The organism is Salinimicrobium maris (assembly GCF_049680855.1).
Taxonomy (GTDB): Bacteria; Bacteroidota; Bacteroidia; order Flavobacteriales; family Flavobacteriaceae; genus Salinimicrobium.
Window position 1 is genome coordinate 983,370 of the sequence record NZ_JBMPGS010000001.1, and the last position, 21,821, is coordinate 1,005,190.

Sequence of the window (21,821 nt, forward strand, 5' to 3'; positions counted from 1 at the left end):
TGACAGGTTTAATTAAAATCAAAATCTACTTCAGGAGCTGTTTCTGCACCGGGATCTGCTGTATATCGCGGCATGTCGTCAAAGCCGTACATTCCAAGGATGATGTTATTAGGAAACTGTTTGATATAGATGTTGTAATCATTAACAGATTCATTGTACCGGTTTCTTTCAACATTTATCCTGTTCTCGGTGCCTTCCAGCTGTGACTGTAACTGCTGAAAGTTTTGGGTAGCACGCAGCTCGGGATATCGTTCTACAGTAACCAGTAATCTGGAAAGGGAAGAGGAAACCTGTTGCTGGGCCTGCTGAAATTGTTCCAGCTGTGCTTCATTTAGATTCTCGGCATCCACATTGATGGAAGTTGCACGAGAACGGGCTTCAATCACTTCTGAAAGTGTTTCTCTCTCAAAATCGGCTGCACCTCTTACTGTACTTACCAAATTCGGTATAAGATCATTTCTTCGCTGGTAGGCATTTTCTACCTGTGCCCAGGCTGTTTTTGCAGATTCTTCTTTTTGTACAGCTGTATTATATTTTCCTGCAAACATCCAGTACACTATTAGTACGATCGCACCAATAACTAACAAGGGAACAAGCCATTTTTTCATAATTATAATTGATTTTTGAGTTGTATTAAAGTTGATTTTATAGTTTCAAGTTTTCGTATGATCTCGAAATTGCTAAGCGTTTTATGGCTTTCTTCTTTTAGGTGTGTTTTTGCACCCTCAAGAGTGAAGCCTCTTTCCTTTACAAGGTGGTAAATGAGTTCCAGGTTCTTGATGTCTTCGGGAGTGAATTTTCTGTTTCCTTTCGCATTTTTCTTTGGTTTGATAACATCAAATTCCTTTTCCCAAAACCGGATAAGGGAAGTTTTTACGCCAAAAGCATCGGCAACTTCGCCTATTCCATAATATAATTTTTCAGGCAGTTCTACGTGCATTAATCCAATGATTGGTTTTCCTGTTGTGCCTGTTCCAAAATTTCGTCAAACTCGGCAGGTGAAAGTTGTCCATAATAGAAATTAAGAGGATTGATCTTTTCACCATCCTTGAAAATTTCATAGTGAACGTGAGGTGCCTGTGAACGCCCCGTGCTTCCTACAAAGCCTATAAGGTCGCCACGTTGAACCTTCTGACCTACTTTCACATTGTATTTGTAAAGATGCGCATATAAACTAACATAACCATAGCCGTGGTTTAATCTTATATGTTTGCCGTAGCCGCTGGAGCGGTTATCGGCACGTTCTACTATAGCATCGCCGGTAGCATAGACGGGAGTGCCCCGTGGAGCGGTAAAATCCATTCCGTAATGAAATTTTCTCACCTTTGTAAAAGGATCTGTTCGCCAGCCATAACCCGACGCCATTCTTTTAAGATCTTCATTTTTCACGGGCATAATGGCAGGAATGGAAGCCAGGAGGTTTTCTTTGTCTTCGGCAAGGGTAGCGATCTCGTCCAGGGAACGGGATTGTACCACGATTCTCTTAGTAAGCACATCCAGTTTTTTGTTGCTGTCAATGATAAGCTTTGAGTTATCAAAACCTTCGAGATTCTTGTAGCGGTTTATTCCTCCAAAACCTGCCATGCGTTGTTCTTCGGGAATTGGATTTGCTTCAAAATAGAGCCGGTAAATGTTGTTATCCCTTTCTTCAACATCTGCCAATACTTGCTGGGCCTGCTCCATTTTCCGATTGAGCAGCCCATACTGGAGCTTCATGTTCTCGAGTTCTCTTTTTAGCGCCTTTTCTTTAGGTGTTTCAATTTGAGGAATGTTGAGATAGATGACCAATAGAAGGAATCCTGCCAGAAATGATCCCATAATGCTTACCAGGGCAATGCCTATACGCCGACCTTTCTTTCGCTCAATCTTTTTGTAGCTAAGTGTCTCGCTATCGTAATAATATTTAACCTTCGCCATAAGTTAAATTATGCTATTTTTGCTTATCATTTAGGGTTGCAAAAACAATGCAACATTAGATTGAGAAACGAACAAAGATAAAAATTGTTTTCTCACTGTCATAATAATAACCTCAGACCTTTTAATAGTATAGTTCATGAAATCTAAGGAAATAAGAAATAACTTCCTCGAATTTTTTAAAGATAAATCCCATACGATAGTTCCCTCTGCTCCTATGGTGATCAAGAACGATCCCACACTTATGTTCACCAACGCAGGAATGAACCAGTTCAAGGAATTTTTCCTGGGGAACGGAACCCCCAAGAGTCCAAGAGTGACCGATACTCAAAAATGTCTTAGAGTGAGCGGAAAGCACAATGACCTGGAAGAGGTAGGGAAAGACACCTATCATCATACCATGTTTGAAATGCTTGGAAACTGGAGTTTTGGAGATTATTTCAAGAAAGAAGCCATCTCCTGGGCGTGGGAATTATTGACAGAGGTTTACAAGATAGATAAGGATATTCTGTACGTGACGGTTTTTGAAGGCAATGAAGCTGAAGGGATTCCTGTAGACCAGGAGGCATTGGACCTTTGGAAAGAAATCGTTCCTGAAGATCGAATTATCTTCGGAAATAAAAAAGACAACTTCTGGGAAATGGGAGATCAGGGACCTTGCGGCCCGTCTTCTGAAATTCATGTGGACATACGTTCTGCTGAAGAAAAAGCGAAAGTCTCCGGAAGGGAACTGGTAAATAAAGATCATCCTTTGGTGGTGGAAATCTGGAACCTGGTATTTATCCAGTTTAACAGGAAAGCCGATGGGTCATTAGAAAAACTTCCGCAGCAACATGTAGACACAGGAATGGGATTTGAGCGCCTGTGTATGGTACTACAGGATGTGAAATCAAACTATGATACCGATGTCTTTACGCCGCTCATCAATGAAATCCAAAAAATAACCGGTGCTTCTTACGCAAAAGAGGAGCAGGTGGACATTGCCGTCCGGGTAATTGCCGATCACATTAGGGCAGTAGCCTTCGCCATTGCCGATGGGCAACTTCCCGGAAATACAGGTGCAGGTTATGTAATACGCCGTATTTTGCGCCGCGCCATCCGCTACGGGTTTACTTTCCTGAACCAGAAAGAACCTTTTATTTTCAAACTGGTCGGGACGCTTAGTGATCAAATGGGAGAGGCATTTCCTGAACTGCATTCGCAGCGGTCGCTTATTGAAAATGTTATAAAGGAAGAAGAAAACAGCTTTTTACGAACCCTGGATCAGGGCCTTGTACTGCTGGATCAAATCGTAAAGGAAACTGAAGGAAAGACGGTTTCAGGAAAAAAAGCTTTTGAACTTTATGATACGTACGGATTCCCGATAGATCTCACCGCCCTCATCCTCGATGAGCAGGGTTACAACCTGAATGAAAAAGAGTTTGAAAAAGAACTCCAGAAGCAAAAAGACCGTTCCAGGAGTGCTTCAAAAGTGACTTCGGGAGACTGGGAAATACTTTCAGAAGAAGAGAATAAAGGCTTTGTGGGTTATGACATGCTCGAAGCTGAGGTGAAGATCACCCGGTATAGAAAAGTGGAATCTAAAAAAGAAGGAACATTGTTCCAGGTTGTGCTCAATCAAACGCCGTTCTATCCTGAAGGCGGCGGACAGGTGGGAGATAAAGGTTTTCTGCAGAATTCTAAAGGAGATAAATTTTCTGTAATCGATACCCGTAAGGAAAACAATCTTATCATTCACCTTCTGAAAAAATTGCCGCAGGAACCGGCAGAAACGTTTAACGCTGTGGTAAATTCAACTGAAAGAGCGAAGACTGCAGCCAATCATTCGGCGACACATTTACTGCACCAGGCGCTTAGAAAGATCCTTGGGACGCACGTAGAACAAAAAGGTTCTATGGTGCAAAGTGATTATTTGCGCTTTGATTTTTCACATTTCAGCAAAGTAAATTCAGAAGAATTAAAGCAGGTGGAAGATTTCGTAAACGAAAGGATCTCTGAAAAGATTCCGCTGGTTGATAAACGTGCGGTGCCATACCAGGAGGCGATTGACAGTGGTGCGATCGCACTTTTTGGTGAGAAATACGGTGATGCGGTGAGAACGGTCAATTTTGGTGAATCTACAGAGCTTTGTGGTGGAACGCACGTGGCAAATACCGGCGATATCTGGCATTTTAAAATAGTTTCTGAAGCTGCGGTTGCGTCGGGAATCCGCAGGATTGAAGCCATTACATCCAATGCCGCGAAAGCATACTTTACCGAACAGGCCGAAGCTTTCCAGGAGGTAAAAGCTGTTTTGAAAAATACAAAAGATCCTGTAAAGGCAATTTCTAACCTTCAGGATGAAAATAACGAACTCAAGAAACAGATCGAAGTTCTTTTGCGGGAAAAGGCAAAAAATTTGAAAGGCGAACTCAAAAACGAACTTCAGGAGATCAATGGAATCAATTTCCTGGCTAAAAAAGTAGATCTTGATGCCGGCGGAATTAAGGATCTTTCTTTCCAACTTGGGGATGAAATGGATAATCTATTCCTGCTTTTTGGAACCGAACAAAACGGAAAAGCACTTTTATCCTGCTATATTTCAAAAGACCTGGCAAAGGAGAAAGATCTCAATGCGGGGAAAGTGGTGAAAGAGCTCGGGAAATACATCCAGGGTGGCGGTGGCGGACAGCCCTTTTTCGCCACTGCAGGTGGTAAAAATCCGGAGGGATTGAATGAAGCGCTTCAGAAAGCGGTGAATTTTGCAAAGTAAATGATTTAAGTCATCCTGTCCCGATACCTATTGGGATGTTTCAGGTTCTAATCATTACAGCAATTCGCACGATAAGATTCTGAAACGAGTTCAGAATGACGGTTTTATTACCAGATCTAGCAAATGTTCAAGAATTGCTGGAAATGAAGCACTGAAACAGAAGGGTACAATGGAATTCCGTACTAAAATACCGGTGACACCACAGGATCCAAAAATAGGATTTGACTCAAAGATTCTATTATTGGGATCCTGTTTTGTGGAAAACATTGGGGAGAAACTGGAATTTTATAAGTTTCAAACACTGCAAAATCCCTTCGGAATTCTTTTTCATCCCGCGGCAATCCTTAACTTCTTAAAAAGGCTTCAGGAGCAAAAAATTTACGGCGAAGAGGATATTTTCCATTATAACGAGACTTGGAAATGCTACGAAGCACATTCAGACCTTAACAGCAGGGAAAAAGAAGACATCCTGAAGAAATTGAACGCTGGAATTCAGCAGACACACGAGTTTCTGAAGGAGGCGACACATGTAGTGATCACTCCCGGCACGGCTTGGGGTTACAGTCTAAACGAAACGGGAAAGACTGTTGCGAATTGTCATAAGGTTCCTCAGAAGAATTTCAGCAAGGAATTAATGCCGGTCAAAAATGACATTTTTGGATGCCTGGAGGTTCTTGAACAGCTAAATCCTGAAATTCAGGTGATCTTCACGGTTTCGCCGGTACGTCATTTAAAGGACGGATTTATAGAAAATCAGCGAAGCAAGGCGGCGCTTATTTCAGCCATTCATGACCTGATAAATAAACAAAAAGCCTCACGAATTTCCTACTTTCCGTCTTACGAGATCATGATAGATGAGCTTCGGGATTACCGGTTTTATAAGGAAGATATGATCCATCCCAATGCCACGGCTATCAATTATATTTGGGCGAAATTCAAGGAGACCTGGATGACTTCAGAAACCCAAAAGACAATGGCAGAAGTGGAAAAGATCCAAAAAGGTCTTTTGCACCGGCCTTTCAATGAAAATTCTGAAGCGCACCAACAATTTCTTCAGCAGCTGCAACTAAAAATGAAAGTTCTGCAGGAAAAGTATCCAAAAATGACATTTTAGACTTCTTTTTCAGGAAAGGCCTGTTATTTGTATATTAGGAAAAAAGCTAACAAAAATGCCATTTTTGAAAAGTCTGTTTCGCCTTAAAATCTATTTATGAGAAATTTCCTTATTGGAGCATTGCTGGTCTTGCTGGTCGTTTTCGGAATTCGATATTTTGACAATCGAAATGATGAACGGGACCGGCTGGAAGAAAGCACATCCCTTATCCAGGAACAGATAAAAAATGTTGGGAAACTAGTGGTGACCGAAGGGACGTTCTCACAGGTGTACACCTATAATGATTCCAAAAAGTTTTATCTCGACGTGCTTTTTGCGAGGAAAAAGGCTTTGATTGTGGTAAATGCAACCGCCACCGTGGCTTACGACCTTAGCAAAATGGAGGTGGAGCTGGATGAAGAGAATAAAACGGTGATCATAAAGCATATTCCGGAGGAGGAGATCTCGATCAATCCTGATATCAAATACTACGATGTTACGCAGGATTATTTAAACCAGTTCGAAGCTTCAGATTTTAATAAGATCAAGCAGCGCATCAACAAATCTATGAGAGAAAAAGTGGAGAAATCCAGCCTCAAATCAAACGCCGAAAACCGACTGATAAGCGAACTTCAGAAGATCTATATTCTCACCAATTCTCTGGGTTGGACGCTGCAGTACGATAATGAAGAATTTCAGAATCCCGGGAATTTTGAGGAAATAAAATTGAAATGGAATTTTTTCTAACTCCCTGATTCCTGAAGAATTATATTTTGTAAATTAGTCTATCAATATCGAGGTATGGACAGGCAAATCATAATCAATAAAACAGTTAAAAAAATTTCTCAGCTTCCCGATTGGAGGTTAAAAGAGGTGGAGGATTATGTTGATTTTCTACTGAAAAAAAATGAAGATCAAGGTATAAGAAGTGATATCCAAAAGGTTGTTTCACAAGGCAAGTCCTTTGACTTTTTAGAAGAGGAAGAAGAATTATATCATGATTCTGATTTGACCGAGAGATTTCATGAAAAAGGGTGACCTCGTATTAATTTCTTTTCCGTTCACCAATCTAAAAGGAAAGAAAAGAAGGCCGGCGGTTATACTTTATAAAGGTGAAATAGACGTTGTGGTTTGTTTCATCACTTCCAAAATGAATTCAGGAGAAGATACAGATCTTTATTTAGAACCTGATCCCTCTTCAAATAATCTAAAAGTACCATCCCTGGTAAGGACGAGCAAAATAGCGACCTTGGAAATTGATCTAATTACCGGCAAAATTGGTGAATTAAGAAAAGAAGAAATACAGTTACTGAATTTGAAATTAAGACAACTATTTATCCTTTCCTGAAATAATTTTTTACTTCTTCTTTTTGTCTATCCGTTTTTTCTCATAGTTGTAGGCACGAATGAGAACAAGAACTGCAACCAACAATGCTATTTTCAAGACCATTACTGCGTTGCCATTTTGGATTGAATGAGACTAATGCCGCCATTAATTAAATGCGCCACTTCAGGTCGGCTTGCTTTGACGTCTTCAAGGTGCGCCAGGATATTTTGAGCAAATTTTTCATCATGATCGTGGACCAGTTCATAAATTTCTACGGAAAGTAACCAGTCTTTTGAATGATATTTCTGAACCAGCTCAAATGCAGCTTCCAGGGAAAATTTTGTGCTGTTACCTTCCCTTATGTTCCTTACAGATCTATACAGGGATTCCAGCTCTTCTCTTTCAGGAGTTTTTTGGCTTTTTATGGTGGTGGAAGAGGTTTTGTGGGTGATTAGGTTAAAGGATTTTGCATCTGCAGGGCCTGCAAAAGCTGAAATAATTTCTTTTCCAACGGCCATATCATAATTTCCCCATTCGGGTTTAAACAAAATTTCATCCTGATAGGTGACCGTACAATTCTGAAGGCTGATGAGAATGATCTTGCCGTGCAGGTTTCTTGTTCCGGTGATAATTTCCCCGGAAACCACTACGCCACCTTCAAATTCAAATTTCACTTTTTCACCTTCATAGATGTCGTAGGCCCTGAGGTCCCGCGGACTCATATCCTCAATCGCCAGATTAATACCTTTTAGCTTTCCAAGGGGTGAGCCAAAACTTTCGGGGTGATTTTCTGTGCCATGACCAACAAGTTCTTTTTCGCGTGAAGCCAGCGCCGTTTTTCCGGTGGTTTGGAAATAAACCGGCTTCCCCTTGTGCTCGATCACCTTTGTGAAATCCCCCGAAATTTGAATTCCCGTGCTTAATTCTATCGTTCCTAAACTTCCGGAATTGATTAATTTTTTTATTCCTTCAAGTCCGCCTACACGAAGTGCCATTTTATTGGCAAACTCCTCCAAAACGAGGCTTAGATGTGCAAAATCCGGAGTGACGTATAATTGAGGCTGAGGTTTGGTAATATCGAAATCCTGCTGTGCTGCTTCAATAGTGTAGGGACGCTTCTTTACTTTATCTGTCATACACCAGGCGCTTTCTCCTATGGAAGATAACAATCCGGCACCATAGATCTTCGGATTCTCGGGTGTTCCAATAAGTCCGTATTCTACAGTCCACCAGTGCAGGTTTCTTATTTGTGCCATCTCGCTTTGCTCTCTCACGTCATTCTGCAGCTCATCTACCTTTTTTTCAGCAGCTTCGATTTCATCTTCGGGAGTGTCTTCGGCTTCTTTAATGATGGATAAATGCCTTATTGCTTCGTAAATTTCGTGGTCTTTAGCACTTGAGATAGCTTTACAGCCAATCTCCCCAAAGCGGCGAAGATATTCGGCATATTCAGGATTTGCAATAATGGGGGCGTGGCCGGCTCCTTCGTGGATAATATCGGGCGCCGGAGTGTATTCAATATGTTCGAGCTGCCGAATATCACTTGCAATCACGAGTACGTTAAATGCCTGGAATTCCATAAAAGCGGCCGGCGGAATGAAACCGTCCACGGCGACTGCTGCCCAGCCAATTTCTTTCAGGATACGGTTCATCCCGTACATATTTGGAATATGATCAATGGAAATCCCCGTTTTTTTTAGTCCGTCGAGATAGGAGGAATGTGCCACCTGACTCAGGTATTCCACGTTCTTCCTCATCACATATCGCCAAACCGCCTGGTTTATGGCAGTATAATCTTCATAATTCTGAGGTTTTATGAACTGCTTAAGATGCGCCGGAAGACGATCTATGATCTCATTTGATTCAAATTCCTTTTCCATAAAATATTTGTCTAAACCTTGCTCTAAATATACAAAATTGAGATTTACGAAATCGTTTTCTGTAAGGCTGTGAAGAAATAAAAAGCCACTAATTCTAAACTTCTAAATTAGTGGCTTCTTTGGTGAGGGGCTAAAATTTTATCTGGATATTGCCGGTGGATATTTTTCCATGATTTTGGAAACAATCTTATTGATCCTTTCCTGTTTTTTGTCAACGTCTCGTGCTAAGGCAGCAGTACCCATTCCCTGCCACACAAGTTCTTTGTCTTCAGCATCAATGAGGTCTATGTACAGCGTACCTTCAGTAGTAGAGTTTACTGTATTTGCACCGGCTCCCCAATACCATGGGTGCCATCCCCAGCCATAACCGTATCCAAAGTTGTTGTTATAGATATTGATGTTTTCTTTCGTTTTTGTAAATATGCTCACAAGAAGATCTGGATTGTCAGATTTTGTAAGGCCCTGCGCAAGAAGTTCGGCTTCTATGGCTCTAAGGATCCTTTTCTTATCAAGATCAGAAATTTCAGCCTTGTCGATTCCCGGCTTAAAGAAAGCGAAAGTTTCATACTGGTTGAAATTCACTTCCCGATCATAATCGGTCGCTACTTTCACGCTGTTGCAGGAGGAGAAAACAACCGCCAACAGGAACAGTACAGGAGTAATTTTTAAAAATCTCATAATGTAAGTTCTTTTAAGTTCTACAATGTCTTTAGTAAACTTTCTTCTACCGTATTTGGAAGAGTGACTCTTAGAAGAGGTTCTGTTTCCATTGCTCTTTTAATTGCAAATATGGCCCTGTCATTTCGCGCCCATGATCTTCTTGCAATCCCGTTGTTTACATCCCAGAATAGCATAGAGTTAAGTCGCCTTTCGGCTTCTTTACTACCATCAAGAATCATACCGAAACCGCCATTTATAACTTCTCCCCAACCAACGCCGCCGCCATTATGAATGCTTACCCAGGTAGCGCCTCTAAAGCTGTCGCCAATTACATTTTGAATAGCCATATCTGCCGTGAATCTTGAACCGTCGTAAATATGGGAGGTTTCCCGGTAAGGGGAATCCGTTCCTGAAACATCGTGGTGATCCCTTCCTAAAATGATATTTCCAATCTCATTTTTTGATATCGCATTATTAAATGCTTTAGCAATGGCCATACGACCCTGTGCATCTGCATATAAAATGCGGGCTTGTGACCCAACTACTAATTTGTTCTCCTGCGCACCTTTAATCCATCGGATATTATCCTCCATTTGCTGCTGAATTTCTTCCGGAGCATTTTCTTTGAGTCGGGCGAGAACTTCCGTAGCAATTTCATCTGTTTTCTGAAGATCTTCTTCTTTTCCTGATGCACAAACCCAGCGGAATGGTCCAAACCCATAATCAAAACACAAGGGTCCCATAATATCCTGGACATAACTCGGGTAAGCGAAATTCAGTTCTTCTTCTGCTGAAGATGCTTTTACGAAATTCCCTTTTTCATCCTTATGAATCGCAGCGCCCGCTCTGGAGGCTTCCAGGAGAAAGGCGTTTCCATAATCGAAGAAATAAGTGCCATTTTTGGTGTGCGTGTTAATGCCTTTTACATGGCGACGCAGACTTTCCTGTACTTTAACCTTGAAAGCAGCAGGATCTTCGGCCATTAATTTGTTGGATTCTTCAAAAGACAATCCGGCGGGATAATAACCTCCTGCCCAGGGATTGTGAAGGGAGGTTTGGTCACTTCCCAGATCGATCTTAATATTTTCATTGGCAAACTTTTCCCAAACGTCCACTACGTTTCCAAGATAAGCCAGAGAAATTGTTTCCTGCTCCTTTTTTGCTTTTTTTACGCGTGATACGAGGGCGCCAAGATCACTGATCATCTCGTCTACCCAGCCTTGTTCATATCTTGTGCGGGCAGCTTTAGGATTTATTTCGGCGCAAACGGTTATACAGCCCGCAATATTCCCCGCTTTTGGTTGTGCACCGCTCATGCCACCGAGTCCGGAGGTTGCAAAAAGGGCACCTGCGGGATCTTTTGAAATCTTCCGAAGTGCATTTAAAACAGTGATCGTGGTGCCGTGAACAATTCCCTGGGGGCCAATGTACATATAACTTCCCGCGGTCATCTGGCCATATTGCGTGACTCCCAAGGCATTATATTTCTCCCAGTCGTCGGGTTTGGAATAATTGGGGATCATCATTCCGTTGGTGACGACCACGCGTGGTGCATCGGCGTGTGAGGGAAAGAGCCCTAGGGGATGCCCGGAATTTATAACCAGCGTTTGCTTATCGGTCATTTCGGCCAAATATTTCATCACCAGCCGGTATTGTGCCCAATTCTGAAAAACAGCACCATTTCCGCCGTAGGTGATCAATTCATGCGGATGCTGCGCCACTTTTGGATCCAGATTGTTTTGTATCATGAGCATGATTCCCTTTGCCTGCACACTATTACCGGGATATTCATCCAGGGGCCGCGCATACATCTCATAATCGGGGCGCAACCTGTACATGTAAATTCTCCCGTAGGTGTTGAGTTCCTCAAGAAACTCGGGTAAGAGAATAGAGTGTTGCCGGGAGTCAAAATACCGCAGCGCGTTTTTAAGGGCGAGCTTTTTCTCTTCAGAAGTTAAAATATCCTTGCGTTTGGGTGCATGGTTTACGTGCTTGTCATAAGCTTTTGGAGGAGGAAGCTCCGCGGGAATGCCTTCTAAAATGTCATTTTTGAAGCTCATATGTTAATTTTTCTTCTGTTGGTTTGTTTTTGAATCGTATCCGTAAGGGCAGTGACGGCAGCCGCTTTGGCAGCAGTAGCCGCGCTTAAGGTGATATTGTGCAGTAAAGCACCGGTAACCTTCAGGGGTAAGATAATAATCGCCGTCCTCCAGCGGAATTTTTTTCTTTGGAAAACTCATATCACAAAAGTAGCATTTCTTATATTGTTGCCATGTTCGTGGTCGTAAATAAATACATTCTGGCGCGCCGGTTTGACGGCGTAACTTTATGGCCAATTATATTTATAAGACGCCGGGAACTCAAAGGAAAGCCGGTTTTTATGAATCATGAACGTATTCATTTGAGGCAGCAAATGGAGCTCTTGTTGGTCTTTTTCTTTATTTGGTACCTTTTGGAATATCTCATACGCCTCATACAGTACCGGGATTCCTTCAAAGCTTACAGTGCAATAAGTTTTGAACGGGAAGCCTATTCTAATGAGAGGAATTTGCAGTACCTTGAAAAACGCAGGTTTTGGAGCTTCTTCAAGTATCTTTGAGGCTCACATAAAATATTTTCTGAATTTTTCTGAATCTAAAGAATGCTACAACAGGAACGATCAATTCCCAACCAGTTTATTACCGAAAAGAACGGAGTTTCGTTATTCCTGAAACGGGAAGATCTCCTGCATCCTGAAGTCTCCGGGAATAAATTCCGGAAGCTGAAATATAACCTCCAAAATGCCATTTTTGAAAAGTATTCTAAAATTGTCACTTTTGGAGGGGCTTATTCAAATCACATCGCCGCGACGGCTGCTGCAGGTAAGCTCTACGGACTAAAAACAATAGGGATCATTCGGGGAGAGGAACTGGGAAGGGATATTGAGAAGACAATTCATGAAAATGCAACCTTAAAATTTGCATCTTCCTGCGGAATGGAGTTCGACTTCATTTCCAGGGAAGATTACAGGCTCAAGGATTCAGATGAAATGCTGGAAAGGCTTCAGAAGAAATTCGGCTTGTTTTATCTCATTCCTGAAGGCGGCACGAATGACCTGGCGATAAAAGGCTGCGAGGAAATACTTTCTGATGAAGACAAGAAGTTTCATGTGGTTTGCTGCCCGGTGGGAACCTGCGGAACGATTTCCGGAATCGTAAATTCTTCTTTCGAAGCGCAAAAAATCATTGGATTTCCGGCTTTAAAAGGAGATTTTTTAGCTTCAGAAGTGGAAAAATTTACCTGCAAAAAGAACTGGGAATTGGCAATAGATTACCATTTTGGGGGTTATGCTAAGGTAAACGAGGATTTGGTGAATTTCATCAATAATTTTAAGATGCAATACAACGTTAGGCTAGATCCTGTTTACACAGGAAAAATGATGTACGGTGTTCTGGATCTTATTTCTAAAGGCCATTTTTCTGAAAATACTCGTATTTTAGCCGTCCATACGGGAGGACTCCAGGGCATTCCGGGAATGAATCGGCTGTTGAAAAAGAAGGGATTACCTCAAATTGATATTTAAAATGAGAATTTGTTATACGCTTTTTGCACTGTTGCTACTGTTTGCAGTGAGCTCTTGTAATGTAACCCGCAAGATTTTTGGGAAGGAGAAGTCTAAAACCGAAAGGCCAATCAAGGGGCAAAACGGTGTGGTCATGAAAAAATCTGATGCGCGTAATGTACCTGCAGCAGTAGAAAATGACGTGAGGGAAAATTTGCCACGCAACAGTTATACAGATAAAGTTCTATATTATATCGACACCTATGCGCCAATAGCACAGGAGGAAATGAGGAACTACAAAATCCCGGCAAGTATTACCCTGGCACAGGGAATATTAGAATCTGGTGCAGGGGAGGGAGAGCTGACAAGAAAAGCAAACAACCACTTCGGAATAAAATGTCACGGCTGGAAAGGCGGTGAGGTTTTTCACGATGATGACCGCCGGCAGGAGTGTTTCAGGAAATACAAGGACGCGAAATATTCGTTTCGGGATCACTCTCTCTTTCTCACTGAAAGAAAAAGATATGCAGCCCTGTTTGACCTAGATCAAGATGACTACGAAGGTTGGGCCAAAGGTTTAAAAGCCGCCGGATATGCTACAGACAGGGCATACCCCACCAAACTCATAAGTCTCATTGAACGCTACGCGCTTTACCGGTATGATGCCGAAGTCTTGGGAAAACCTGTTGCCGGTTATGAAACACAGCGAGGCGGGGTGGAAAAGCATGTGGTGCAAAAAGGGGATACTTTATATTCCATTGCGAAGAGGTATAACACCAGCGTTGAGCAACTACAAAGAAGTAATAATTTAACGGGATCAACCATCTCTATTGGTCAAACACTTTACGTGACCCCGCTTTAATAAACGAAAAATCAGTTTTATGAATTATAAGAGGAGCAGTGCATTATTTACATCGGCAAAAAAAGTAATTCCTGGAGGAGTGAATTCTCCTGTACGGGCCTTTAGTGCGGTAGGCGGGGAGCCTGTTTTTATAAAAGAAGCCAGAGGTGCTTACCTTTTTGACGAAGACGGTAATAAATACATTGATTACATAAATTCCTGGGGGCCTTTGATATTAGGTCATGCCTATCAACCAGTTGTTGATGCGGTTATTGAAAAGGCTAAAAAAGGAACCTCTTTTGGAACTCCTACAGAAATTGAAACTGCCATTGCAGAACTTGCCGTCTCCATGGTGCCAAATATTGAAAAAATTAGGTTTGTGAATTCGGGTACAGAAGCCTGTATGAGCGCTGTACGTCTCGCCCGCGGATTTACTTCAAAAGAAAAGATCATCAAATTTGCCGGCTGTTATCACGGGCACAGTGATTCCTTCTTGATACAAGCGGGAAGCGGCGCAGTTACTTTTGGAACCCCCAACAGCCCGGGAGTCACAAAGGGAACAGCAAAAGATACCTTGCTGGCCCGATTCAACGATTTGGAAAGCGTCGAGGAGCTTCTAAAAGCCAATCAAGATGAAGTTGCCTGTATCATTCTCGAGCCTATTGCGGGAAATATGGGATGTATCCCTCCAAAAAAGGGGTTTTTGGAAGGGCTTCGGGAATTGTGTAATCAATACAACGCCCTGTTGATCTTTGATGAGGTCATGACGGGATTCCGCCAGGCAAAAGGCGGAGTTCAGGAATTGAAAAACATTAAGGCCGATATTGTTTGCTTCGGAAAAGTAGTAGGTGGCGGCTTGCCGGTTGGTGCATTTGCCGGCCGAAGCGAAATCATGGATCACCTTGCTCCTGATGGGCCGGTGTACCAGGCGGGGACTCTAAGTGGAAATCCGTTGGCAATGGCCGCTGGGCTTGCAATGCTAACACAACTAAACAAAAATGGAGAGATCTATGACAGTATTGCCAGCAAAACTGAATTCCTGCATATGGGAATAGAGAAGGTGCTGAATGAAAACAAGGTACCACATACGATCAACCGGATTGGATCCATGATTTCTGTTCATTTTTCAAAAGAACCTGTGGTAGATTTTGAATCGGCTGCCAGAGCAAATAACGACACCTTTAAAAAGTTCTTCCACGGAATGCTGGATAACGGTGTTTACATTGCGCCGAGTGCTTTTGAAACCTGGTTCATCACCGATGCTTTATCTTACGAAGATCTTAATGAAACTGTGGCTGCGGTAGACCGGGTAGCGAAGAAGTTGAAGTAAATCTGGCTTTTTTGGATATAAGCTGAGGCTAAAAAAGAAGATTACGTCATTCTGAAAACTGAACAGTTTTGTCTGGCGGGCAAAGACAGATAAATTGAATTTCTTAGTGAGCCTAGAGTAAGAGCTTTTTGTTCTTTTTCCATTGATGAAAAAGAACCAAAAAATCTAGGCTTACGAAAATGGATCTAAATTTTTCGCTCGCTGTCTAAATTTTCTGAACTCGCGAGAGAAATGTGAACAACGAGAAAGGGCCTCGGCGCTCAAACAGCAGAAAATTTAACGCCATCTCACCTCAAATTTCACGATCAATTTTCGATAGGCCGCTCCAAATTTTGGAGCAGGTAATTTTCGCTTTGTCTGGGGTTAAAATGAGCATTTAGATACAAATTTTCCTGGCAGCAGGAGAACAAGGCTATTAAGGATAATTTGTTTCAGAAACTTAAGTTTCGTTTCTATTTAGGTAGAACCTGAAACAAGTTCAGGTTGCCGAATAATAAAATTTTTCGAAAAACTTTTTAATTATTTTTTGTCTAAAGCCTAAAGCCTATTTCCTAAGCATTCATTCCGAGTAATTCTTCCACATAAACACGAGAGTTGGAAAGTCTGGGGATCTTGTGCTGCCCACCGAGTTTGTCGTTCTTTTTGAGCCAATCGTAAAATAACTTTTCCCTTGCCTGGTGGATCTTCGGCTTATTCAGGGTCATGCTATTAAAGCGTTTCGCTTCATAATCACTGTTAATGCTTTGAAGCGTCTTGTCAAAAGTTTCGGTGAAGGTATTCAGATCTTGTGGCGGAGTTTTAAACTCTATGATCCATTCATGGGCACCTTTCTCTTTTCCTTCCATAAAAATGGGTGCCGCGGTGTAATCTACAATTTCTGCTCCTGTACGCTCAGAAGCCTTTTTTAATGCTTCCTCTGCATTTTCAATGATCACTTCTTCCCCAAATACGTTGATGTGATGTTTTGTTCTTCCGGTGACCTTTATCCTGTAAGGGTTTGTTGAAGTAAACCGAATGGTGTCGCCAATTTTGTAACGCCACAATCCTGCGTTGGTAGTAATGAGGATCGCGTAATTCTTGTCTTTTTCTACTTCAGCAAGAGGAATGATCTTTTCGTTGTGACTGCCATAGGTTTCCATCGGAATGAACTCGTAGAAAATTCCGTAGTCAAGCATTAACAGCATTTCTTTGGAATTATTTTGATCCTGAATGGCGAAAAATCCTTCCGAAGCATTGTAGATCTCATAGAACCTGAAATCTTCATCTGGCAGGATCTTGCGATATTGTTCTTCATAAGGCTGAAAATTCACGCCGCCATGAAAATACACTTCCAGCGAAGGCCACACGTCAAAAAGGTTGTCTTTGCCCGAGGCTTCGAGCACGTTGTTGAGCAGCACCAGCATCCATGAAGGAACCCCCGCCAGGCTCGTCACCTTTTCCTTCCTGCTTTCCTTCACAATCGCGGGCATCTTTTCTTCCCAGTTGCTCATAAGCGAAACTTCATTGCCCGGGGTACTGCTGAATTCTGCCCAAAAAGGCATGTTGTCGATCAAAATAGCCGAAAGGTCGCCGTACTGGGTTCCATTTTCGCAGTAAAGTTCTTTGCTCCCGCCCAGGCGCAGGCTCTTTCCGCTGAACATTTGGGAATTGGGATTATTGTTGAGGTACATGCACAGCATGTCTTTACCGGCTGCATAATGGCATTTCTCCAGCGAATCTTCGCTAACCGGAATAAACTTACTTTTAGCATTGGTAGTCCCGCTGGATTTCGCAAACCATTTTATGGGAGTAGGCCAGAAAATATTTACCTCCCCTCTTCGGCTGCGCTCAATTTCGGGTTCATAATCTTCATATTGCCGAACCGGAACACGGGCTGCAAAATGATCATAACTCCTGATGGATGCAAAATCATATTTTCTGCCAATTTCTGTATCTTTAGCTTTTGCCAAAAGCTTTTTCAGCAGCTCAAACTGCACATCGTGCGGATACTTTAGGAATAACTCCATTTGATGAATGCGCTTCTTAAGAAACCAGGAAGCTATGGAGTGAACTAATGGAATTGGCATTTTTCTAGTATCTTTACGGCCGGCTTTTTAAACCGCGGCACAGGTTGGTTGGCCGGTTAAAATTAAAACTATTCTTGTAGCTTACAAAAGCCAAAACAGATAAAAAAATTCCCCGTTTATGAATTACCATGGAGTCCTCACAAAAATGAAAACCGAATTAAGCACAAGGGTGCAGTATTATCTCATTTTTGAACATGATTTCCTGAATGTGAATCAATTATTAGGGAAGAAAATTTCTATTAACTTCTTAAGATTTCAATGCCTTCATTGTCATCGTCAAAAAAAGATCTTTAGAAATGGCGTTTGCTATAACTGCTTGATGGCTCTGCCCGAAATGGGCGACTGGGTGATGCGCCCCGAATTGAGTAAAGCACACCTTGGGGAGCAGGACAGGGATCTTGAGTATGAGCAAAAGGCACAACTGCAGCCGCATGTGGTCTACCTGGCAAATTCCAGTAACGTGAAAGTTGGGGTGACCAGGAAAAGCCAGATACCCACGCGCTGGATAGATCAGGGCGCGCATGAGGCGATCGAGGTGGTAGAGGTGCCCAATCGTTATCTCGCAGGGATTTCTGAAGTAGCTCTTAAAAGCCACGTTTCTGATAAAACCAACTGGAGGAAAATGCTTACCAATGACCTGAAAGATCTCAATCTCGCAGAAACTAAAGAACAACTGAAAGAGCATCTTCCCGAGGAAGTGAAAGATTATTACCTCGCCAATTCCACCGAGCTGGAAATCGCGTATCCCGTGGAGGAATATCCGCAAAAGATCAAAAGTCTTACATTAAAGAAAACTCCGTATTACGAAGGAGTGCTTAAAGGAATTAAAGGCCAGTACCTCATTTTTGAAGATGGTATGGTCTTTAATGTTCGAAACCATGAAGGCTATGAGGTTAGTTTAGCGGTAAAATAAGCACCAGTTTTATTTTATTGGCGTTCCTGTGATCAGAGAAATCTTCTGGTTTACATCATAAAAAAAGGATTCAAAAATGTCATTTTTGAATCCTTTTCAAATAAACGTTTTAAGCGCCTTTTAATTATTCCCCGTTGTATCCTGTTTTTTTCTTTGTCCGCCTAAAATTCCACCGAGGACTTTTCGTGCAGCATCTTTGACGGTTTCTTCCCTGGTCGTAGTAGTATCTCTTTGCTGGCCTTGTTCAGCTGCTGTGGTGTCCTGAGGCTGCTTTTTACCGCCAAGGATATTTCCAAGAATATCGCGCCCTTTTTCCTTAAGATCATCTTTTTGTTCGTCTATAATCTTTTGAGAAAGACTGGTCACTGCTTTTTGAAGGTTCAGGTTTATGTTCGGGTTTTGAAAGCTGCCTGTGATGCCTACAGGAAGACTAACGGTAGTATTTTCCATTTGTTGGGAAGTTAATCTTGAAAGAGTATTTCCAACCTCACCACCCAAATATTTCGCAGGTATATCCAGGCTTACATTATAATCCATTGACATATCAAACCCGTGACTTCCCGAAGCCGTTGCATTGATGCCTTTGATGTTAAAATTAAAAGGTTGTACCTCGACTCTTCCATTGTTAAAAGTAAGCTGTGTTTTCAAATCGTTTAGGTTGAGGTTATTCAAATCGATGAAGGTAAGTCTGCTGTCAAGGTTTGCAAGCAATGGTGTTTCTGTGGGATTTACTCTGGCGCCTAAAACTTCTGCCAGTGCATTTCCGGCGAGGGTCTGCAGCTGCGGAGTAAGATCCTGGTTGAGATCGCCACGTAAATCAATGTTTGTTGTAAGATTTCCTTCAAGTGCGCGGGCAATAGGTGCCAGACTTTGCAGCAGCTCCATGTCGGCGAAAGCACGTGCGATATCAATGGCCTTAAGGCTGAGATCCATTTCAAAATTTGGAGTGGCTTCCTGTGTAGAAACATTTCCATTCAGAACAATATTTCCGCCAAAAATAGAGGCGGTAACATTGCTTAAAGAAGCGGTTTCATTAACTATTTGAAGATTTCCGCGGGTGTTTTCCAGTACAAGATTGTCGTAGAGCACACGATTGGCAGTAAAATCCAGCTGTGCATCCAAAAATGAGGGTATTTTAATGGCATCTTCAGATGTAGCCTCTGTCGCTTCGGAAGTGTCGTTTTCCGCAGTCTCTTCCGGAGCAGGTTCTGCCTGGGCAACCATAAAGTCGTTGACATTAAAAGTATCAGAATTTACGTTGAACCGTCCTTTTAGCTTCTGGTCCGTAAATAAATAGCCCATAAGATTGTCAAGGCTTCCGGTGACATTAATATCTGTTTCACCTGTAGTAGCCCTAAAGTTTTCCAGACTTACGGTTCCCGGCTGAAAGTTGAGCTGAGCGGTAGCTATTTTTATTTCATTTGGAATTTCGGGCGAAGCATAGCTAAAGTCCCGAATCGTGGCGGTCCCGCTGCTTTTTACATTTTGATATTGTTCTTGTTCTACAGAATTCATGTCAAAACTCGTGGTAAGATCTGCAGTGACAATACCGTTTAGATCGTGCTCAAGTTCCAGCGGATAAGCTCTCTCTATATTCGCCAGATTTATGGTTCCGCGGGCAGAAAGGTTCACCAGCATATTTTCAGTGAGGTTGCGAATGCTTCCGCTTGCGTTGAAAACATCCTGGTCTATCCTGAAGTTAAGGTTGTTGATATCAACATAGGTGTCTTCGGGAAGTCCGGTTTCATTTTTAATCTCCACTGCGATGCTAATATCTTCCATGCTCTTCGGAAGATCGGGATATTTAAAAGAAGCATTTTCAGAAGAAATATTGATGTCCATCATTGGGATGTGCGTTTCATCCACAATTCCTTGAATTGTCCCGTTCAGCACAAAATCTCCACTGGTTTGCACGTCTTCAATGTTCTTGGAATATTCTTCAGGAATTACTGCCAGAAAATTTTTGAAAGAGGAAGAAGGCGTTGTGAAAGTGAGGTCCAGTTCGTTATTATCTTCATTTACCTGCACATAGCCGTCAAAAGTTAACGGCAACTGATTAATTTTTGCTTCGTTCTCGAGAAAAGTGAACCTCATATTTTCCAGGTCCATTTTAAAGTCGGCTTCCAGTTCAACTTTGTTGCGGTTTAAGTAATTGGTGCTGTCCATAGTGAAGCTCACCAACGCAGTGGAATAAGTGCTGAGGTTGGAGGTTTCTGCAGAAAAATCACCCGTTCCCTCATGGTTTAGATCTTCCACCAAAAGTGTCATTTTTGAAGCCTCATCAAAATAATTTACTTCAGAATTGTTTATCTCGTAATGCTGTACATCAAAGCTGAAACCGCTGGCGGCCTGGGTAGAATCTGTAACCGGCGCATCACTTTCTATCGCGATATCATAGTTCGCGTTACCAAGAGAATCTACTTTAATATTAAGTAGCATATTGTTCAATGCCAAAGCGTCGATCTTTTTGGGTTCATCACTGCCTTTGAACAATTCCCCAATAGACATCTCCAGGATTACTTCTTCCCCGCGGGCCAGCGTGTCTCCTTCAAAAGGCGCATTGTTGATCACTTGCAGGTCTTCAATCGCCAGCGTGGCATCTGGAAAATTCCTGAAGAGACTAAGATCAATATCTGCGAAATCTACCTGTGCATTTAAATTTTCATTAATGGTTTTGCGAACCAGGTCTTTGATCTGGCTTTCAAATAAAATTGGAGTGAGAAATAAAAGAAGGAGGATCACTCCAATTACAATTCCTGTTATTTTTAAAAACTTTTTCATAAAGTTGTTTTTTCTAAAATTAATTCTTCTCCTGTTTTAAGGCCAAAGCGCTTCCTCAAAGCGTATACAGCCAAATATAAAAGTGGCGTATCGAGAACGGCAACCAGGACCTTAAATAAAAATCCGCTTACCAACAATCCGCCAAACAAGGACCATTCGATTTTGTTAAAGCTGCACAAAAGAAACAACACAGCAAAGGTGTCGACGAACTGTGATAAAAAAGTGGAAAAGTTATTCCGCAGCCACAGGTGTTTTCCTTTTGTAAGCTTTTTCCAAAAATGGAATAATTGAATGTCAATATACTGCGCCAAAAGGTATGCCATCATTGAAGCCGTCACGGCAATGGCCGTGGCGCCAAATACTGTGTCAAAAAGCGCATTATCTACAGGAGACCAGGCGGTGGCCGGTACGGCAGCGGCGGTGTAAACGATAAGCAACGAGAAAAAGGAGGCAAAAATTCCGGTGGTAACCATCCTGTTTGCTTTTTTTCTGCCATAGATCTCGCTCACAATGTCAGTAATTAAAAAGGTGGCGGGATATGGCAGGATTCCTACAGAGATTTCAAATGTGTAAATTCCGAAGAAATCCCAATAAAAGAACTTCTGAAAAATGAGGTTTGAAACTACCAGTGCAGTAATGAACAATCCTCCCAAAACGAAATATACCTGCTGTGCGAAAAATTTGTCTTTTAGCTGCAATTTTGAAAACTCTTTGTCACAAAGT

20 protein-coding genes are annotated in these 21,821 nt (G+C 42.1%); 10 read left to right on the forward strand and 10 right to left on the reverse strand.

All coding sequences use genetic code 11. The features are described 5' to 3' along the window. Positions 1–8: 8 nt before the first annotated feature. From ACOV1Q_RS04660 to ACOV1Q_RS04670, 3 genes are read right to left on the reverse strand one after another with little or no spacing between them, the layout of a single operon-like run. Positions 9–608, reverse strand: a complete 600-nt coding sequence (locus ACOV1Q_RS04660) for a LemA family protein (RefSeq protein ID WP_424493199.1) — start codon at positions 606–608, stop codon at positions 9–11. Positions 609–610: 2 nt separating this feature from the next. Beyond that, a complete protein-coding gene (locus tag ACOV1Q_RS04665) occupies positions 611–940 on the reverse strand; it encodes a MerR family transcriptional regulator (protein ID WP_424493200.1) in 330 nt (109 codons plus the stop codon). Beyond that, a complete protein-coding gene (locus ACOV1Q_RS04670; RefSeq protein WP_424493201.1) occupies positions 940–1,917 on the reverse strand; it encodes a M23 family metallopeptidase in 978 nt (325 codons plus the stop codon). Before ACOV1Q_RS04670 ends, ACOV1Q_RS04665 begins: the two co-directional genes overlap by 1 nt. Positions 1,918–2,053: 136 nt before the next feature. On the opposite strand from ACOV1Q_RS04670, the gene alaS reads away from it, so the two are divergent. From alaS to ACOV1Q_RS04695, 5 genes are all read left to right on the forward strand, one after another. Continuing rightward, positions 2,054–4,666 (forward strand): alanine--tRNA ligase, encoded by a 2,613-nt coding sequence (alaS, locus tag ACOV1Q_RS04675; RefSeq protein ID WP_424493202.1) that lies wholly within the window; start codon positions 2,054–2,056, stop codon positions 4,664–4,666. A 169-nt stretch (positions 4,667–4,835) separates the two neighbouring features. Beyond that, entirely contained in the window at positions 4,836–5,780 is a 945-nt protein-coding gene (locus ACOV1Q_RS04680) for a GSCFA domain-containing protein (protein ID WP_424493203.1), read from the forward strand. Between the two features lie 96 nt (positions 5,781–5,876). Beyond that, positions 5,877–6,506: a DUF4230 domain-containing protein gene (locus ACOV1Q_RS04685; RefSeq protein ID WP_424493204.1), complete on the forward strand. Its 630-nt coding sequence runs from the start codon at positions 5,877–5,879 to the stop codon at positions 6,504–6,506. 54 nt (positions 6,507–6,560) lie between these two features. Next, a complete protein-coding gene (locus ACOV1Q_RS04690) occupies positions 6,561–6,797 on the forward strand; it encodes a hypothetical protein (protein WP_424493205.1) in 237 nt (78 codons plus the stop codon). After that, on the forward strand, positions 6,784–7,107 hold the full coding sequence (locus ACOV1Q_RS04695) for a type II toxin-antitoxin system PemK/MazF family toxin (RefSeq protein ID WP_424493206.1): 324 nt from the start codon (positions 6,784–6,786) through the stop codon (positions 7,105–7,107). The genes ACOV1Q_RS04690 and ACOV1Q_RS04695 overlap by 14 nt, the downstream gene beginning before the upstream one ends. Positions 7,108–7,208: 101 nt before the next feature. Here ACOV1Q_RS04695 and ACOV1Q_RS04700 read toward each other — a convergent pair whose 3' ends face one another. The 4 genes from ACOV1Q_RS04700 to ACOV1Q_RS04715 form a co-directional block, all read right to left on the reverse strand. Next, on the reverse strand, positions 7,209–8,966 hold the full coding sequence (locus ACOV1Q_RS04700) for an aromatic amino acid hydroxylase (protein ID WP_424493207.1): 1,758 nt from the start codon (positions 8,964–8,966) through the stop codon (positions 7,209–7,211). Between the two features lie 138 nt (positions 8,967–9,104). Further along, positions 9,105–9,644 (reverse strand): DUF4136 domain-containing protein, encoded by a 540-nt coding sequence (locus ACOV1Q_RS04705; protein ID WP_424493208.1) that lies wholly within the window; start codon positions 9,642–9,644, stop codon positions 9,105–9,107. Between the two features lie 20 nt (positions 9,645–9,664). Continuing rightward, positions 9,665–11,686: a urocanate hydratase gene (hutU, locus tag ACOV1Q_RS04710; RefSeq protein ID WP_424493209.1), complete on the reverse strand. Its 2,022-nt coding sequence runs from the start codon at positions 11,684–11,686 to the stop codon at positions 9,665–9,667. Between the two features lie 3 nt (positions 11,687–11,689). After that, on the reverse strand, positions 11,690–11,866 hold the full coding sequence (locus ACOV1Q_RS04715; RefSeq protein WP_424493210.1) for a C1orf53 family protein: 177 nt from the start codon (positions 11,864–11,866) through the stop codon (positions 11,690–11,692). Between ACOV1Q_RS04715 and ACOV1Q_RS04720 the strand changes: the two genes are divergently transcribed. From ACOV1Q_RS04720 to hemL, 4 genes are read left to right on the forward strand one after another with little or no spacing between them, the layout of a single operon-like run. After that, positions 11,854–12,225 carry a hypothetical protein gene (locus tag ACOV1Q_RS04720; RefSeq protein WP_424493211.1) on the forward strand — a complete coding sequence of 124 codons (372 nt, stop codon included), beginning with the start codon at positions 11,854–11,856 and terminating at the stop codon, positions 12,223–12,225. The two genes, ACOV1Q_RS04715 and ACOV1Q_RS04720, sit on opposite strands and share 13 nt — an antisense overlap. A gap of 42 nt (positions 12,226–12,267) precedes the next feature. Next, on the forward strand, positions 12,268–13,188 hold the full coding sequence (locus ACOV1Q_RS04725) for a 1-aminocyclopropane-1-carboxylate deaminase/D-cysteine desulfhydrase (RefSeq protein WP_424493212.1): 921 nt from the start codon (positions 12,268–12,270) through the stop codon (positions 13,186–13,188). Position 13,189: 1 nt separating this feature from the next. Beyond that, entirely contained in the window at positions 13,190–14,029 is an 840-nt protein-coding gene (locus tag ACOV1Q_RS04730) for a glucosaminidase domain-containing protein (protein WP_424493213.1), read from the forward strand. A 19-nt stretch (positions 14,030–14,048) separates the two neighbouring features. Next, complete coding sequence (gene hemL, locus ACOV1Q_RS04735) at positions 14,049–15,338, forward strand: glutamate-1-semialdehyde 2,1-aminomutase (protein WP_424493214.1); 1,290 nt, start codon at positions 14,049–14,051, stop codon at positions 15,336–15,338. 551 nt (positions 15,339–15,889) lie between these two features. Here hemL and ACOV1Q_RS04740 read toward each other — a convergent pair. Further along, positions 15,890–17,404, reverse strand: coding sequence for a GH3 auxin-responsive promoter family protein (locus ACOV1Q_RS04740; RefSeq protein WP_424493215.1), 1,515 nt, complete (start codon positions 17,402–17,404; stop codon positions 15,890–15,892). A 118-nt stretch (positions 17,405–17,522) separates the two neighbouring features. Here ACOV1Q_RS04740 and ACOV1Q_RS04745 point away from each other — a divergent pair, with 118 nt between their 5' ends. Beyond that, the gene (locus ACOV1Q_RS04745; protein ID WP_424493216.1) at positions 17,523–18,317 is read left to right on the forward strand and encodes a DUF2797 domain-containing protein; all 795 of its coding nucleotides are present in this window, start codon (positions 17,523–17,525) and stop codon (positions 18,315–18,317) included. 120 nt (positions 18,318–18,437) lie between these two features. On the opposite strand, the gene ACOV1Q_RS04750 is transcribed toward ACOV1Q_RS04745, so the two are convergent. Continuing rightward, complete coding sequence (locus ACOV1Q_RS04750) at positions 18,438–21,098, reverse strand: AsmA family protein (protein WP_424493217.1); 2,661 nt, start codon at positions 21,096–21,098, stop codon at positions 18,438–18,440. Continuing rightward, positions 21,095–21,796, reverse strand: a complete 702-nt coding sequence (locus ACOV1Q_RS04755; RefSeq protein WP_424493218.1) for a queuosine precursor transporter — start codon at positions 21,794–21,796, stop codon at positions 21,095–21,097. The genes ACOV1Q_RS04750 and ACOV1Q_RS04755 overlap by 4 nt, the downstream gene beginning before the upstream one ends. Positions 21,797–21,821 lie beyond the last annotated feature (25 nt).

Coding starts and splice junctions, on each gene's coding strand:
- ACOV1Q_RS04660 (WP_424493199.1), bottom strand. CDS start 608: ATGAAAAAATGGCTTGTTCCCTTGTTAGTTATTGGTGCGATCGTACTA.
- ACOV1Q_RS04665 (WP_424493200.1), bottom strand. CDS start 940: ATGCACGTAGAACTGCCTGAAAAATTATATTATGGAATAGGCGAAGTT.
- ACOV1Q_RS04670 (WP_424493201.1), bottom strand. CDS start 1,917: ATGGCGAAGGTTAAATATTATTACGATAGCGAGACACTTAGCTACAAA.
- alaS (WP_424493202.1), top strand. CDS start 2,054: ATGAAATCTAAGGAAATAAGAAATAACTTCCTCGAATTTTTTAAAGAT.
- ACOV1Q_RS04680 (WP_424493203.1), top strand. CDS start 4,836: ATGGAATTCCGTACTAAAATACCGGTGACACCACAGGATCCAAAAATA.
- ACOV1Q_RS04685 (WP_424493204.1), top strand. CDS start 5,877: ATGAGAAATTTCCTTATTGGAGCATTGCTGGTCTTGCTGGTCGTTTTC.
- ACOV1Q_RS04690 (WP_424493205.1), top strand. CDS start 6,561: ATGGACAGGCAAATCATAATCAATAAAACAGTTAAAAAAATTTCTCAG.
- ACOV1Q_RS04695 (WP_424493206.1), top strand. CDS start 6,784: ATGAAAAAGGGTGACCTCGTATTAATTTCTTTTCCGTTCACCAATCTA.
- ACOV1Q_RS04700 (WP_424493207.1), bottom strand. CDS start 8,966: ATGGAAAAGGAATTTGAATCAAATGAGATCATAGATCGTCTTCCGGCG.
- ACOV1Q_RS04705 (WP_424493208.1), bottom strand. CDS start 9,644: ATGAGATTTTTAAAAATTACTCCTGTACTGTTCCTGTTGGCGGTTGTT.
- hutU (WP_424493209.1), bottom strand. CDS start 11,686: ATGAGCTTCAAAAATGACATTTTAGAAGGCATTCCCGCGGAGCTTCCT.
- ACOV1Q_RS04715 (WP_424493210.1), bottom strand. CDS start 11,866: ATGAGTTTTCCAAAGAAAAAAATTCCGCTGGAGGACGGCGATTATTAT.
- ACOV1Q_RS04725 (WP_424493212.1), top strand. CDS start 12,268: ATGCTACAACAGGAACGATCAATTCCCAACCAGTTTATTACCGAAAAG.
- ACOV1Q_RS04730 (WP_424493213.1), top strand. CDS start 13,190: ATGAGAATTTGTTATACGCTTTTTGCACTGTTGCTACTGTTTGCAGTG.
- hemL (WP_424493214.1), top strand. CDS start 14,049: ATGAATTATAAGAGGAGCAGTGCATTATTTACATCGGCAAAAAAAGTA.
- ACOV1Q_RS04740 (WP_424493215.1), bottom strand. CDS start 17,404: ATGCCAATTCCATTAGTTCACTCCATAGCTTCCTGGTTTCTTAAGAAG.
- ACOV1Q_RS04745 (WP_424493216.1), top strand. CDS start 17,523: ATGAATTACCATGGAGTCCTCACAAAAATGAAAACCGAATTAAGCACA.
- ACOV1Q_RS04750 (WP_424493217.1), bottom strand. CDS start 21,098: ATGAAAAAGTTTTTAAAAATAACAGGAATTGTAATTGGAGTGATCCTC.